The organism is Streptomyces goshikiensis, from assembly GCF_014650555.1.
In the GTDB taxonomy this organism is placed as follows: Bacteria; Actinomycetota; Actinomycetes; order Streptomycetales; family Streptomycetaceae; genus Streptomyces; species Streptomyces goshikiensis.
Genome location: NZ_BMVE01000015.1, coordinates 33,764 through 46,174, shown reverse-complemented (window position 1 = coordinate 46,174; position 12,411 = coordinate 33,764). Strand labels below are relative to the sequence as shown.

The window sequence follows — 12,411 nt, the reverse complement described above, 5'->3', positions numbered from 1 at the left end:
GCCGTCCCCGCCCCACACCGGGGCGGGGACGGCCTTCAAACCGAAGGAGCCCCGTGACCGTTGTCATGCAGACCCAGGACACTGACACCTCCGCAGCCAATGACCCGCTGCTGTCGTACCAGATCACCACCACCCCGAGCCCGCTCAAGGCATCGCCGGAGAACCCGCAGGCCCCCGAGGAGATCGGGGAAGTGGTCATCTCCGTTGCCCGGCAGAGCGGTACGCAGGCCGACGTCGAGTGGATCAGGGTGAAAGTCCCGGCCGGAACGATGGCACCCGACCTCGCCACCGACCTGACCAAGATCAGCCCCCGGATCAGTCTCACCGACTGGACCGTGCGTCTGGACGCGGCCACCAAGGAGTTCGTCTGCGCACCCACCGGCAGCCACGCGCCGATCGGCCCCGATACCGGATTCACCATCCAGCTGTCCGACATCCCCATCAGCCGCAAGGTCGGCACCGCCCCGATCACCGTCACCGAAAGCTCCCGCACGGGCAGCTCCGCGTTCCAGGACCGGCTCACCGTCTTCAACCTCGGCAAGTTCCCAGCCGACTTCTACCTGCGCAACTTCCTGTGCGAGCCGTCCATCATCAACAACGGCGGTGACGTCAAGCTCACCTGGGAACGCTCCGCCAACGCCACCTACGAACTCCTCTACGGCGGCATCAACCGCGACGTCACCAACCGCACCAGCCTCGACATCGAAGGCATCAAATCCGACACCACCTTCTACCTCCGCGCCACCACGGGCGACCCCACCAACCCCGTCGTCCGCATCCTCAGCACCCAGGTAACCGTCCTGCGACCCGACCTGGAAGTCGGCAGCCTCACCGTCCACGGGGACACGGTCCTCAACGGACTCCTCGCCGCCCACGGCCCCGTCGACCTATCCCAGGGCAAAGCGCTGAAGCTGTTCAGTGAACTGCACCTCGAATACACCAGCAGCATCAAGCCCGGCACTCCCTGGACCTATGACTTCCCCTGCGACGGAATTGCCCGCATGGAGCACACAGGTACCAGCCACCGCATTCTCCGAACCAATGACTCCGGCCAATGGGTCCCTGTCATCGACACGAACGAGGAGGTCCCGCACCCGGTCCGGAAGGGCTGGCGCGTGGAGATTACGACCAGCTTCAGCGGCCATGCGTATGTGTATTTCTTCCCCTTCGGGGCCCGCTCCTGATCGTGCGCCAACGGAGCAGGCTCCATACCCGCCGTGCTCCCCGGGGGCGGCGAGTCACCGCCCCTGGCAGGCCCGCGTAGCCCACCGCCATCCGACCGTCCAGGCCTTCCGGCTCTCAGTGCGACGCCGCAGGATCCACGATGCACTGAACTTTCGGCGGCCTCACTACTACGCGCCCTTGGCGCCCCGGGTCGGCGCCGGGTCGAGGGAGTCGACGTCCTCCATGAAGGACAGCATCCGGGCGTTGACCACGTCCGGGTGGTCGATCTGCGGGCCGTGCCCGGTCGCGGTGATGATCTCGGCGCGGGCCCCGGATATCAGGCGCGGTACGCGCTCCAGCTGCCGCTTCGGGTGTACGAGCAGGCTGTGCTTGCCCATGATGACGTAGAGCGGGGTCCGGATGGACCGCAGCGCGTCCTCGGCGAGCGGCAGGGGTGCGGGGCGGCGGATTCGGTATGCGCGGGCGCCGAGTTGGATCCACTTGCGCATCTCGGGGACGGCGATGACCGGCTGGTCCAGCCACTTGGCGAGCCGGGGGCGCAGGGCCTTGGGGGCGAAGGTGGCGAAGAGGCTGATGAAGACCCAGGCGAAGAAGCGCAGGCCGACCTTCTCCAGGCCGCCGGGGTCGAGCGCGGTGACGGAGGCGAGTCGTTCGGGCCGGCGGTGGGCCTGGTTGAGGACGAGCCAGCCGCCGTAGGAGGAGCCGACGACGTGGACCTTGTCGAGGCCGAGCGCGTCGAGGGCTTCGTCCATCCACTGCGCGGCGCGCTCGGGCTGCCACATGGGCTCGCGGTGGACGCTGCGGCCCGCGTCACCGGGGGTGTCGAGCGCGTAGACGGGGCGGTCGAGGCTGAGCCCGGGGGTGTTGGGGTACCACATGGCCGAGCTGTAGCCGGCGCCGTGGATCAGGACGATGGGGGTACGGGATTCGGCTGCGGGGTCGGTGGGGCCGTACCGGTAGACGTGGGTGGTGCCGAAGCTCGTCTCGACATCCGTCTCGGAGCGTGCGGGTGCTCCCATCGCGTAGAGCACATCGCCCGCGGCGAAGTAGCGGTCGCGGAGTTTGTCGTTGACGTAGCGGCCGACGTCGCGGCGCACTCGGGTCGTGTTCTCGGGCACGGGGCACCTCCAGGAAGATCCGTTCTTCGTGATACGACCGTACCATGTTGTTGGTACAGCGGTACCATGAAGGCGTCCGGAACGGCCGGACACGAACTCACCACCGACAGGCGGAGGCACGGCACATGCCGAAGCGCGTGGACCACGAGGAACGGCGCACCCAGATCGCCGAGGCACTCATCCAGGTCGCCGGGCGGCGCGGACTGCACGCCGTCGGCATGCGCGACGTCGCAGCCGAGGCGGGTGTATCCCTGCGGCTCGTCCAGTACTACTTCCAGACCAAGGAGAGACTGCTCTTCCACGGCGTCCAGCACCTGACCGGCCGCTTCACCGCGCGCGTGGGCGCCCGCCTCGCCGCCGCCGGACCGAACCCGGGTCCACGAGCGACCATCGAGGCGCTGCTCCTGGCCTCCCTCCCCACCGACGAGGAGAGCCGGACCTTCCACCTCCTCTACAGCTCCTACTCCATCCTCTCCGTCACCGACGAGGCACTCGCCGCCCAGCCCTTCATCGACAACCCCGACGCCGCCGAGAACGCCCTGACCGAACTGCTCAAGCAGGCACAGGCGACCGGCCTGGCCGATGCCCACATCGACGCGGACACGGAGGCGATCAGCCTGCTCGCCATGACCGCGACCATGGGCACCAGCATCCTCGTCGGCCAGCGGACGCCGGAGTCGGCCATCGCGGTACTCCACCACCACCTCGACCGAATCTTCAACGGCGGCCAGACCCCGCTACCCACGTGATTCCGACGGCGCCGCCGGACACCGGCTCTGGCGCCGGGGCTCTCTCCGCTCTCAGCCCGCGTGTACGCCGCCCTGGGTGTGAGAGGCGCCCTCGGTCGCGGACATGTCCTGCGTGCCGATGACGCCGAGCAGCTCAAGCTGAGCGGCGCCCTCGGTGCCGGGCGGGGCCGTGAACCACAGCAGGCGCTGGCGGCCGTCCTCGCTGAACAGGCTGTGACAGTCCAACTCGATGACGCCCAGCGTGGGGTGGACGATGCGTTTGTGATCGGTGCGGCGCAGGCCGACGTCGTAGGTGTCCCACAGGGCGCCGAACTCCGCGCTGCGCCGTCGCAGGGCGGCAGTCATCGCGGCGACCTCGTTGTCGCGGCCGCGGCGGGCGGCAACTGCCTGTAGGTCGGCGACGAAGACCCGTGAGTGGTGCGGGTGGTCCTCGGGCGGATAGAGCGCGCGGGCGGCGGGATCGGTGAACCAGCGGTACGCGAAGCCGGCGGCGGGCCCCCGCGGCTCCGGAGCACGGCCGAGCAGTGCCGCGGCCAGCTCGTTCTGGAGGAGGGTCTCGTGCAGGTCGGTGATGACCTGGGCCGGAGTCGTGGCCAGCCGGTCCAGCAGCCCGAGCAGGGCGGGCTGGACCTGCCGCGCGCCTACGCCGTGCGCCGATGCGGGCAGCGGCCGGTCGGCGAGATGGAAGAGGTGGTCACGCTGATCGCCACCCAGCCGCAGCGCCCGGGCGAGGGCGGCCAGAGTCTGGGACGACGGCTGAGCGCCCCGGCCGCGCTCCAGCTCGGTGTAGTAGTCGGCTGACAGGCCCGCCAGTTGCGCGACCTCCTCACGCCGCAGCCCCGGCACCCGCCGCCGGGGCCCGGCGGGCAGGCCCACGTCGGCAGGCCGGATCCGATCACGCCGGGATCTGAGGAACGCCGCAAGTTCGGGAAGGTTCACCCGCTCATCGTCGCCTCTCCGGCGGGGTCCGAGCCAGGGGCTGATGACCCCTGGGTGGGCTCAGCCCTGGCCCGAGCAGGCAACTCGGACGGATGGTTGCCCCATCGGGGTCGACCTCCTGCTCGTCGTGAGCAGCTCCGGCACCCCGCGTACGAAGAGAGATCACCATGCCATTCGCGAACTTCAAGGTCCCCGCCGGCACCCTCACCGCAGAACAGAAGGAGCAGATCATCACGCGTACCACCGACCTCTACGCCGAAATCTTCGGCGACCGCGCCCGGGCCACCACCCTCGTACTGGTGGAGGAGGTCGCCGACGCCGGATGGGGCATCGGCGGTGGAGTCCTGACGCTCGCCAAGGTCGGGCAGGTCGGGCAGGTCGCGCAGAACTGAGGGCGGCCTGTCGTCCCGCGGCGGCGGGGTGGAAACGCGCGTGAGCGCGGCCGACCGGGGAGGAATCCGGGGCCACGCTCACGTGTCACACGGGGAAACCGGCAAGGCCCCCGGTGCGCTGCTGGGGCCTGATCAGGCGTTGACGCAGGTGTTGCCGAAAGCCGGGTTGAGCAGCCCGACGATGCTGATGGCGTTGCCGCAGACGTTGACGGGAACGTGGACCGGGACCTGGACGAGGTTCCCGGAGGCGACACCCGGCGATCCGATGGCCGCACCCTGGGCGCCGGCATCGGCGGAGGCGATGCCCGCCGCGCCGAGCAGGATGGCGCCGGTGGCGGTGATAACGGCCGTGGTCTTCTTCACAGGGTCTCCTTCAGGATGTGCTTCAAACGGTGTACGAGATCAAGCGGCGGCGGCCGTAGGCCGGACAGCCAGGCCCATGCCGGGCGCTTGTCCTCTCCAACTGGTCAATGGGGTAAACGGACACGGTGATCGACCCGTTCGGGTGCCCCGCGACCACGAGCGGGGCCCGGTTGGCTGCCCAGCCGGGCCCCGCACGACAGCCGACGCCAAGGTCTGCGGTTGAGAGATCGTGCCCCGAAGCACTGTGTTTGCTGGGTACACGGACCAGGTCGTCTGAGTACGTGCACCCATGCGCACGGGGGCCCGGGCCGGTGCAATGGGCCCATGAACGCGACTTCCCCCCCGAAGCCTCCAGCCGCATGGCTCCTCGCCCCGCCGGCCCCCTTGGCTGCCACGGCGTGGCCGGCCCTGCCGTACGTCGTTCCGGCGGCACTGGTGGCAGCGCCGTGAGACGGCCTGCCGCCTCGTCGCGGAGACCGGCGGCCCCGCACAGGCGAGAATGGAAAGGAACAGGGGCAACGGACATGGAATACCTGATAGCCGCGGGAATCGGTCTCGCCTGGGGGCTCTTCCAGCTCTGGCGCGGCGGCGCGTTCGGCGGCAGGTCATCGCAGCCCCAGGGACGCTCCCGGTCATGGAAGAACGACGGCGTCAGTTTCTCCTGCGGGGACGGTGCGTCCGGCAGCGGAGACTCCTCCTGTGGTGGCGGCTCCTCTTGCGGTGGCGGCGGAGGCGACTGATCCCTCGACTCCCATCGCGGGCGGGGACACCCGCGCCCGCTCCATGACCGACCGAACCGGAAGTCAGATGAAGCCCCTCGACAGCAGTACCTGGGACGTCGCGTTGGTGCGCCTCCTCGACGACGTCTACACCTTCGCGATGACCGGGCCACGTCTGCACGACGACTGGGCACAAGACGTCCTGGCCGTCATGCACCGGGTGGTCGCCGACCCCCGGGGCTGGCGGGTGATGCAGTGGCAGATCGGCAAGGAGTGGCGCGAGAACGGCCACCCTTCCTACCCGTTCCTGCCTCTTACGGCCGAGGAGGTGCGTGAGTGGACCCACCCCGTCACGGTCGGCGCCGCCGGTGAGCTGCTCGCCTCGCTGGCCCAGGAGTGGTTCTTCGAGCCCTCCCCTGTCCGGTCTCGGGCGAACCGGGACGAGGTGCTGGCCGACGCGCGGACGGTGCTCGGCCGGTTCGGTCCCGACGCCGTCTTCCGGACCTCCTCCGACCTGGCCCGGACCTCCGACTCGCCGGACTTCCTGGCCGGTGAACTCGCCGGCGGCCGCGCCTTCACCGGCTACATGATGGACCTCGGCCTGATCGCGGTGAGCGCGGACGAGGTCGGGGTCTTCTGGTCGTTCAACGCGCTCTGAGCAGCGCCGCGTCCGGCCATGGTGACGTACGGGCGTGGGCGAGCGTTGATTCCTGCATGGACGAGACTCTCGATCTGCTCGACACCTTGCTCGATGGAGTGAGCGAGCCACGCCTGAAACTGATCAGCGCCGACGAAGGGCGGGCGTTGATGGTGCTCCTCGGGCTCCTCGACGACGCCGGGCTGCCCGAGGACATCCGCCGGGCCGCCGGCGAGATGCGATCCCGGCTCGGCTCCCGTCTCGGTGTCCGCCTCGCCTGAACGACGGGGCGAAAGCAACAGCACGCAGGTCAGCGGGTCCGGCCATCAGGGGTGTTGAGGGAGCGCGGAACTTCCGAGTCCTGTTCCCTGAGGTGGGTGTCCAGGGTGGTGTTCAGGTCGGCCATGAACGCTTCGAACTGGTCCAGGAGCTGGGGCGGGTAGTTCGACATCGCCGCGTCGAGGCGGTGGGCGACCGGGTCGAAGAACTCCTCCGCTCGTTCCTGGATGTGTCCTCCGCCGCGCAGGGTGACGATGCGCCGGTCGGTGTGCTCGCGGGCGCGGGTGATGTGTCCGGCGGCTTCGAGGCGGTTCAGCAGTGCGGTGGTCGCTCCCGTGGACAGGGAGATCCGCTCGCTGAGCCGTGCCGGTGACAGGGGGGTTCCGCGCTCCTCGGCGGCGGTGATCTGGAGCACCGCGATGGCGTCGGTGGAGTGCAGGCCGAGCCAGGCGGCGAAGCGGCGGCCGAGCTCTGTGTAGTGGGCGCCGTAGACCCTCAGCGCTTCCGTCAGCCGCTCGCGCTGTTCCGCGACATCGTCGCGCTTGGCCTCTGCCTCTTCCACGGGACCTCCACCCTTGTCGTCCGCAGCGCGGTCACATCGGCATTCCAGGTTGACAACCTACCCCCACCATTTTACCTTCACGATGGAATTACTTCACCATGGAGGTATCTACTCGTGTCCGCCCCCTCCCCCATCCCCGAACCCACCCCCGACACCACCGCCGAGCCGATCCGATGGAGGTGGCTGATCCTGGCGGTCATGATCACGGCCGAGATCATGGACCTCCTGGACGCCTCGATCGTCAACGTCGCCGGCCCGGACCTGGAGAAATCCCTCGGCGCCGGCCCCGTAGGACTGCAATGGGTCATCGGCGGTTACGCCCTCACCCTGGGCGCCGGTCTGGTCCTCGGAGGCCGGCTCGGCGACCGGTACGGCCGACGCCGGATGTTCCTGATCGGCCTGGCCGCCTTCACCGCGAGCTCACTGCTGTGCGCGATCGCGCCGAACATCGAGTCGCTGATCGCCTTCCGTCTGCTGCAGGGCACCGCCGGGGCGATGCTGCTGCCCCAGGGCCTGGGCCTGCTGCGGGAGAACTTCTCCGGCCCCGAGCTCACCAGAGTCTTCGCGATCTTCGGGCCCGTCCTGGGCCTCGGCGGCATCATCGGCCCGGTTTTGGGCGGCTTCCTCATCGAGGGCGACTTCTTCGGCCTGGGCTGGCGGTCGGTGTTCCTGATCAACCTGCCGATCGGCATCGCGGCCCTGATCGTCGCCGCGAAGTTCGTACCCGACAGGGCGGGCAGCCGCACGGTACGGGTCGACATCACCGGCGCGACCCTGATCGTGGCCTCGTGCGCCCTGCTCGTGCTGCCCCTGAACCAGGGCCAAGAGGACGGCTGGCCGCTGTGGACGTGGCTCAGCATGGCCGCCTCCGCGATCGGCTTCGCCCTGTTCGCCCTTCAGCAGCGACGAACGGCCGCCGCGGGCCGCGAACCGCTGGTGGCCCCCGCCCTGCTCCGCAAGCCCGCCTTCACCGTCGGGCTCGGCGGCATCGCCCTGTTCTTCGGCGGGCTGATCGGCACCCAGCTCGTCCTGACCCTCTACCTCCAGATCGGCCGCCAGTTCACCGCCGGGGAGGCGGGGCTCGGCAACCTGCCCCTCGCGGTGGGCACCGCCATCGGCGGCGCCGTCAGCGGCGCCTTCCTCGCGAACAGGATCGGCCGCGGCGTGCTCCAGATCGGACCGCTGGGCCAGCTCGCCGGTGCGGCCGTGCTGTGGTTCGAACTCGACGGCCTCGACTCCGCCACCTTCTCGATCTGGGACATCGTTCCCGGCATGACGCTCGCGGGCATCGGCGCCGGCATGGTGATCGCCGCCCTGTTCAGCTTCATTCTCGCCGCCGTCGACGACCACGAGATCGGCTCCGCGTCCGGAGTCCTGACCGCGGTCCAGGCCGTCGGCGGCTCCGTTGGCGTCGCGGTCTTCGGCTCGGTCTTCTTCGACCAGGCCAAGGCCGGTGACTTCACCACCGGCTTCCACCACGCGCTGATCGTTCAGGCAGGCCTGCTCATGGCATTCCTCGCCATCACCTTCCTCCTGCCCAAGAAGTCCCGCCCCGACGACGAGCAGCACGGCATCACCCCCGAGGCCTCCCTCGACTCCGACGCAGAACACCTCACCGTCTGACACCGCGCCGGGAGGTGGGTCGGCTCCGTAGCTCCTTCGGGGGTGACGTGAGGTCAGGCGGAGGCGGCTTGAAGGAGGGTCTCGGCCGCGGCGGTGCGGGCGTAGAGGACGGAGCGGCCGGCGCGGTGCGCGCTGACCAGGCCCGCGTTGCGCAGCGCGGTCAGGTACTGGGATACCCCTGCGGGAGAGAGCCCGGTGCGGTGGGCCAGCTGTGTGGTGGAGGCCGGCATGTCCAACTCGGTCAGCAGTAGAGTCCGTGAGCGCCCCAGTACGGCGCAGAGGGAGTCGGCCCGGGTTGCGGGGCGCGGCTCCCACAGCGTGCCGGTACCGCGCGCCGGATAGGCGAGTTGGGGTGGGTCCGCCGGCGTCGTTCGGGTGCGCAGTCCCGGTCCGGTGAAGGCCGAGGGGATCAGCAGCAGTCCTGTTCCTGCCGTCGTACGGGTCAGCGGCTGCTTTCGGCGGGCCATCCGTAGCGCGCTGCCGTCCCAGCTCAAGGACGTGTGCAGGTCGTTGAGGAGGTGGCCGGCGCCGTGCTCGGCGGCCATGCGGGCCCGGTAGAGGACGTCTGCGTCCAGGACTGCCCGGATGCGTGCCCAGTAGGGGGCGAGTGCCAGCTCCCAGTACGTTTCGAGCTCGTCTGTGACCTTGGCCAGGAGCCCCTGTGGGTCGTTGTGCAGTGCCCGCAGCCGGGGGCCCAGGTCACCTTGGTGTCGGGCGAGGTGGTCGAGGTCCCGGCGTACCCGGTCGGCGGGCGAGGCCCGGATCGCGTCCCGCTCCGCCGCCGGGGTGGGGGCGGGTCCGGCGGGGGGCGGGTTGAGGAAGTCGGGAACGTAGCCGCCGGTGGGCGGGATCAGCTCGCGGAGCCAGCCCTGGTCCAGCCCGGCGGCCAGCATGCGCGGGCGTACCTGGTCGGCCCATGGCCGGTGGACCGGATGCGTGGTGCCGGACCTGAGCAGCCGAAAACTGGGTGCGACCTCCCACATCGGTGAGACGGCGAACCGCACCTGCGCCAGATCGCTCGTCGAGAACGCCAGCTCTGCCAGGACAATCACTCCTCAATGGATTCAGGCATGTCTGAATCATTGGCGGGCCAGCCTACCGTGCGGAGATCATCCCGCCATGACCTCACAGACGATCACCGCGGCGGCATCGGGCACCTGGAAGCTCGGCGACCGCACGGTCAACCGCATCGGATTCGGCGCGATGCGCCTGCCCCAGCACGGCGAGGCCTTCGCGGCCGATGCCGTCCCGCGCGACCGCGACCAGGCGATCGGCGTGCTGCGCCGCGCGGTCGAGCTCGGCGTGAACCACATCGACACCGCCGAGTTCTACTTCTCACCGTTGCGCTCCGCCAATGAGCTGATCAACCAGGCGCTGGCCCCCTACCCGGACGACCTCGTCATCACCACCAAGGTCGGGCCGGGCCGCGCCCCCTCCGGCCAGTGGCTGCCGCATGCCACCCCCGGGCAACTGCGCGGCCAGGTCGAGGAGAACCTGCGCCGGCTCGGCCGCGACCACCTCGACGTGGTGAACCTGCGCATAGTCGGCACCGGCTCCATCGCCGAACGCTTCGGCGCGCTCGCCGAACTGCGCGAGGCCGGACTCATCCGTCACCTGGGCCTGTCCAACGTCCGCCCCCACCACCTCGTCGAGGCCGAGAGCATCGCACCGGTGGTCTGTGTCCAGAACATGTACGGTCTCGGCGCATCGCGCGAGCAGAGGGACTTCCTGCGCATCTGCGGTGAACAACACATCGCGTTCGTGCCGTTCTACTCGATCGCCGGCACCGGGCGCACCGCCGGCGCGACCACCGGCCACAGCCCGGAGGTGCACGCCGTCGCCCGCGCCCACGGTGTGAGCGCGGCCCAGATCCGGCTGGCGTGGACACTCCACCAGGGCCCCCACGTACTGGCCATCCCCGGCACCGGCGACCTCGACCACCTCGCCCAGAACGTGGCCGTCGGCTCCCTACGCCTGTCGGAGGAAGAACTCGCCGTCCTGGACCCCCTCCACCACAAGACGGCATGAACAGGACCCCCGTCGCGCCGTGGTCCACTTCTTACGTCTCGACTGCCTCCGGGCGCGCCCTACAAGCGCCTGCGTGGTCGTCACAGCGGCAGGATCTCGTCGAAGTAGCCGGGCCCGGTGCTGGGCAGCAGGACCGGGGCGGTGGTGTAGCGGCGGGTCTGGGTCTGCCAGGCGTGGTAGCCGCTCATCCAGGCCCCCATGATCTCCACATACGTGTCCACCGCGGCTCGTTCCGGGCCGGCGAGGCCGAGCTGGAGGCACAGCGCGGGTACCTGGGGGGCGAGTTCCCGGAAGCGGTCGACGCGCTGGTCGACTTCCCCGCGTGCGGCGGTGAGGGCTTGGTCTCGGGTGCACGTCCGGGTGTGCTGGAGGACCAGGACCAGGTTGTCCATGTCGCCGCGGGCTTCTTCCTTCTCCAGCGAGTAGACGTCGTTGCACATGAAGGTGACGTCGATGGCGGCCTGGCGCATGATGCGCAGCTGCGGGCTGTGGAAGGCGGCCTCGGGTACGTGGATGCCCGCTGCGCGTTCGCCGAGGGACAGGGGCAGATCGGTTCCGGCGATGCCCCTGCGGACCTGGAGGTAGGTTTCCATGTCGGCGGGGGTGCCGCGCAGGCGGCCGATCGCCTCGTGGGCCTGGGTGGCGAGGTAGTACTCCCACTCGTGGGCGGTACGGGCCACCCAGCCGGGAGGGGCGCCGGCGAGGCTGCGGGCCCAGAGATCGGCGAACGCCACCGAGCACGCGTCGGCGTCCTGGGGCGGGGCGGCACCGTGGACGATGTCGATCAGCTGCTGACAGACAGCCGCGGCCCTGGCGGGATCCCGCCCGAGGGGGCCGTCGAACTGGTCGTCGAAGACGAAGAAGAACGCCATGGCGTCCGTGCACAGATCCAGCGACGGCCCTTGGGCGTAGGGAAAGCCGTAGGCGGCCAGGCGGGGCATGTCCCATGAGGCGTACCACTGAAGCGATCTGCCATCCCCGACCAGGCCCGTACGTTGCACCCATTCCAGATTCCGGCGCCGCGCGCCCTCCAAGTCGGGGCTGAGGGCGAGGGGGAAGGGCAGGTCGAACTCGAAGTCCTGCGGCATGTGTCCTCCGGGGAAGTGCGGGGCACAGCCGGATGGGCTCGCCGGCTTCTTCCGATACCGAGCGCACGGTCAGGCGCTGACCGGAGTTACTGACCGGCGGGAACGGCCCCAGCCGTTCCCACTCGGTATCATTCAGATCGCCCCACCCCATGTCCACATCAACGGCCCAGAAGGCTTTAGATCGGGTTGGCGCTCACATAGGTGAGTTCGAGCGTTTCTTCCACCGCCGAGGAGTCGCCCGCCGACAGGTCCGGGGCGCTCCAGCTCGAAGGTCGGGCGCCCTCGAACTGAAAGCGCCTCACGACCTCGTTCCGCTCGTTCACGTAGGCCAGGACGATGGTCTGGGAACTGGATTCCGCCTTGGCCGGATCCCTGGATTCCGAGATCCACTGAGTGAACCTCTCGCTCTTGTCCAGGCCCCGCGTGAGGGTCAGCGTCCCGAAGAACTCCGGTGCGCCCAGGACAAGGTCGGGGACCGGCTTTCCGTCCGGCGAGTTCTGCAGCAGCTGGATGTACTCCTGTTTGAACGAGATCCCGGAGACGCTCTTGAGCGTCTCCACCCGACGCTCCCCCAGCTCGATCTGCCACTGGTGCTTGACGACATTGTCTTCCATGAACACTCCGTCTCCGTGGGCCCACGAAGGGCAATCCAACAGCCCGGTGATCATGCCCATCCATGCTTGATCGATACCTGCACGCTTCCGCATCCGCGCGCTTGACCGCCCGGAC

At 69.5% G+C, this 12,411-nt stretch carries 14 protein-coding genes; 7 read left to right on the top strand and 7 right to left on the bottom strand.

Annotated elements, in window-relative coordinates; all coding sequences use genetic code 11:
• Nucleotides 1–53: 53 nt before the first annotated feature.
• Nucleotides 54–1,184 (top strand): hypothetical protein, encoded by a 1,131-nt coding sequence (locus tag IE248_RS31450; RefSeq protein WP_190032427.1) that lies wholly within the window; start codon nucleotides 54–56, stop codon nucleotides 1,182–1,184.
• Nucleotides 1,185–1,352: 168 nt separating this feature from the next.
• On the opposite strand, the gene IE248_RS31445 is transcribed toward IE248_RS31450, so the two are convergent.
• A complete protein-coding gene (locus IE248_RS31445; RefSeq protein ID WP_073795635.1) occupies nucleotides 1,353–2,303 on the bottom strand; it encodes an alpha/beta fold hydrolase in 951 nt (316 codons plus the stop codon).
• 125 nt (nucleotides 2,304–2,428) lie between these two features.
• On the opposite strand from IE248_RS31445, the gene IE248_RS31440 reads away from it, so the two are divergent.
• Nucleotides 2,429–3,052 carry a TetR/AcrR family transcriptional regulator gene (locus IE248_RS31440; RefSeq protein ID WP_190032426.1) on the top strand — a complete coding sequence of 208 codons (624 nt, stop codon included), beginning with the start codon at nucleotides 2,429–2,431 and terminating at the stop codon, nucleotides 3,050–3,052.
• A 51-nt stretch (nucleotides 3,053–3,103) separates the two neighbouring features.
• Here IE248_RS31440 and IE248_RS31435 read toward each other — a convergent pair whose 3' ends face one another.
• Nucleotides 3,104–3,991, bottom strand: coding sequence for a helix-turn-helix transcriptional regulator (locus IE248_RS31435; RefSeq protein ID WP_190032425.1), 888 nt, complete (start codon nucleotides 3,989–3,991; stop codon nucleotides 3,104–3,106).
• Between the two features lie 167 nt (nucleotides 3,992–4,158).
• Between IE248_RS31435 and IE248_RS31430 the strand changes: the two genes are divergently transcribed.
• Nucleotides 4,159–4,383: a tautomerase family protein gene (locus IE248_RS31430; RefSeq protein ID WP_190032424.1), complete on the top strand. Its 225-nt coding sequence runs from the start codon at nucleotides 4,159–4,161 to the stop codon at nucleotides 4,381–4,383.
• Between the two features lie 132 nt (nucleotides 4,384–4,515).
• Here IE248_RS31430 and IE248_RS31425 read toward each other — a convergent pair whose 3' ends face one another.
• Nucleotides 4,516–4,746: a chaplin gene (locus IE248_RS31425; RefSeq protein WP_073795629.1), complete on the bottom strand. Its 231-nt coding sequence runs from the start codon at nucleotides 4,744–4,746 to the stop codon at nucleotides 4,516–4,518.
• Between the two features lie 807 nt (nucleotides 4,747–5,553).
• On the opposite strand from IE248_RS31425, the gene IE248_RS31420 reads away from it, so the two are divergent.
• Nucleotides 5,554–6,123: a hypothetical protein gene (locus tag IE248_RS31420; RefSeq protein ID WP_190032423.1), complete on the top strand. Its 570-nt coding sequence runs from the start codon at nucleotides 5,554–5,556 to the stop codon at nucleotides 6,121–6,123.
• Between the two features lie 56 nt (nucleotides 6,124–6,179).
• The gene (locus IE248_RS31415; RefSeq protein WP_008735183.1) at nucleotides 6,180–6,383 is read left to right on the top strand and encodes a hypothetical protein; all 204 of its coding nucleotides are present in this window, start codon (nucleotides 6,180–6,182) and stop codon (nucleotides 6,381–6,383) included.
• Nucleotides 6,384–6,412: 29 nt separating this feature from the next.
• Here IE248_RS31415 and IE248_RS31410 read toward each other — a convergent pair whose 3' ends face one another.
• A complete protein-coding gene (locus IE248_RS31410) occupies nucleotides 6,413–6,943 on the bottom strand; it encodes a MarR family winged helix-turn-helix transcriptional regulator (protein ID WP_190032422.1) in 531 nt (176 codons plus the stop codon).
• A 198-nt stretch (nucleotides 6,944–7,141) separates the two neighbouring features.
• Here IE248_RS31410 and IE248_RS31405 point away from each other — a divergent pair, with 198 nt between their 5' ends.
• Nucleotides 7,142–8,566 (top strand): MFS transporter, encoded by a 1,425-nt coding sequence (locus IE248_RS31405; RefSeq protein ID WP_229895677.1) that lies wholly within the window; start codon nucleotides 7,142–7,144, stop codon nucleotides 8,564–8,566.
• Between the two features lie 53 nt (nucleotides 8,567–8,619).
• Here IE248_RS31405 and IE248_RS31400 read toward each other — a convergent pair whose 3' ends face one another.
• Nucleotides 8,620–9,615: an ArsR/SmtB family transcription factor gene (locus tag IE248_RS31400; RefSeq protein WP_229895676.1), complete on the bottom strand. Its 996-nt coding sequence runs from the start codon at nucleotides 9,613–9,615 to the stop codon at nucleotides 8,620–8,622.
• A 70-nt stretch (nucleotides 9,616–9,685) separates the two neighbouring features.
• On the opposite strand from IE248_RS31400, the gene IE248_RS31395 reads away from it, so the two are divergent.
• Nucleotides 9,686–10,594, top strand: a complete 909-nt coding sequence (locus IE248_RS31395; protein WP_190032421.1) for an aldo/keto reductase — start codon at nucleotides 9,686–9,688, stop codon at nucleotides 10,592–10,594.
• Nucleotides 10,595–10,674: 80 nt separating this feature from the next.
• Here the strand turns inward: IE248_RS31395 and IE248_RS31390 are convergent, their stop codons facing one another.
• The gene (locus IE248_RS31390) at nucleotides 10,675–11,682 is read right to left on the bottom strand and encodes a terpene synthase family protein (protein WP_190032420.1); all 1,008 of its coding nucleotides are present in this window, start codon (nucleotides 11,680–11,682) and stop codon (nucleotides 10,675–10,677) included.
• A gap of 176 nt (nucleotides 11,683–11,858) precedes the next feature.
• Entirely contained in the window at nucleotides 11,859–12,296 is a 438-nt protein-coding gene (locus IE248_RS31385) for a phage tail protein (protein ID WP_190032419.1), read from the bottom strand.
• Nucleotides 12,297–12,411: the final 115 nt, after the last annotated feature.

Coding starts and splice junctions, on each gene's coding strand:
- IE248_RS31390 (WP_190032420.1), bottom strand. CDS start 11,682: ATGCCGCAGGACTTCGAGTTCGACCTGCCCTTCCCCCTCGCCCTCAGC.
- IE248_RS31395 (WP_190032421.1), top strand. CDS start 9,686: ATGACCTCACAGACGATCACCGCGGCGGCATCGGGCACCTGGAAGCTC.
- IE248_RS31385 (WP_190032419.1), bottom strand. CDS start 12,296: ATGGAAGACAATGTCGTCAAGCACCAGTGGCAGATCGAGCTGGGGGAG.
- IE248_RS31430 (WP_190032424.1), top strand. CDS start 4,159: ATGCCATTCGCGAACTTCAAGGTCCCCGCCGGCACCCTCACCGCAGAA.
- IE248_RS31440 (WP_190032426.1), top strand. CDS start 2,429: ATGCCGAAGCGCGTGGACCACGAGGAACGGCGCACCCAGATCGCCGAG.
- IE248_RS31415 (WP_008735183.1), top strand. CDS start 6,180: ATGGACGAGACTCTCGATCTGCTCGACACCTTGCTCGATGGAGTGAGC.
- IE248_RS31420 (WP_190032423.1), top strand. CDS start 5,554: ATGAAGCCCCTCGACAGCAGTACCTGGGACGTCGCGTTGGTGCGCCTC.
- IE248_RS31405 (WP_229895677.1), top strand. CDS start 7,142: ATGATCACGGCCGAGATCATGGACCTCCTGGACGCCTCGATCGTCAAC.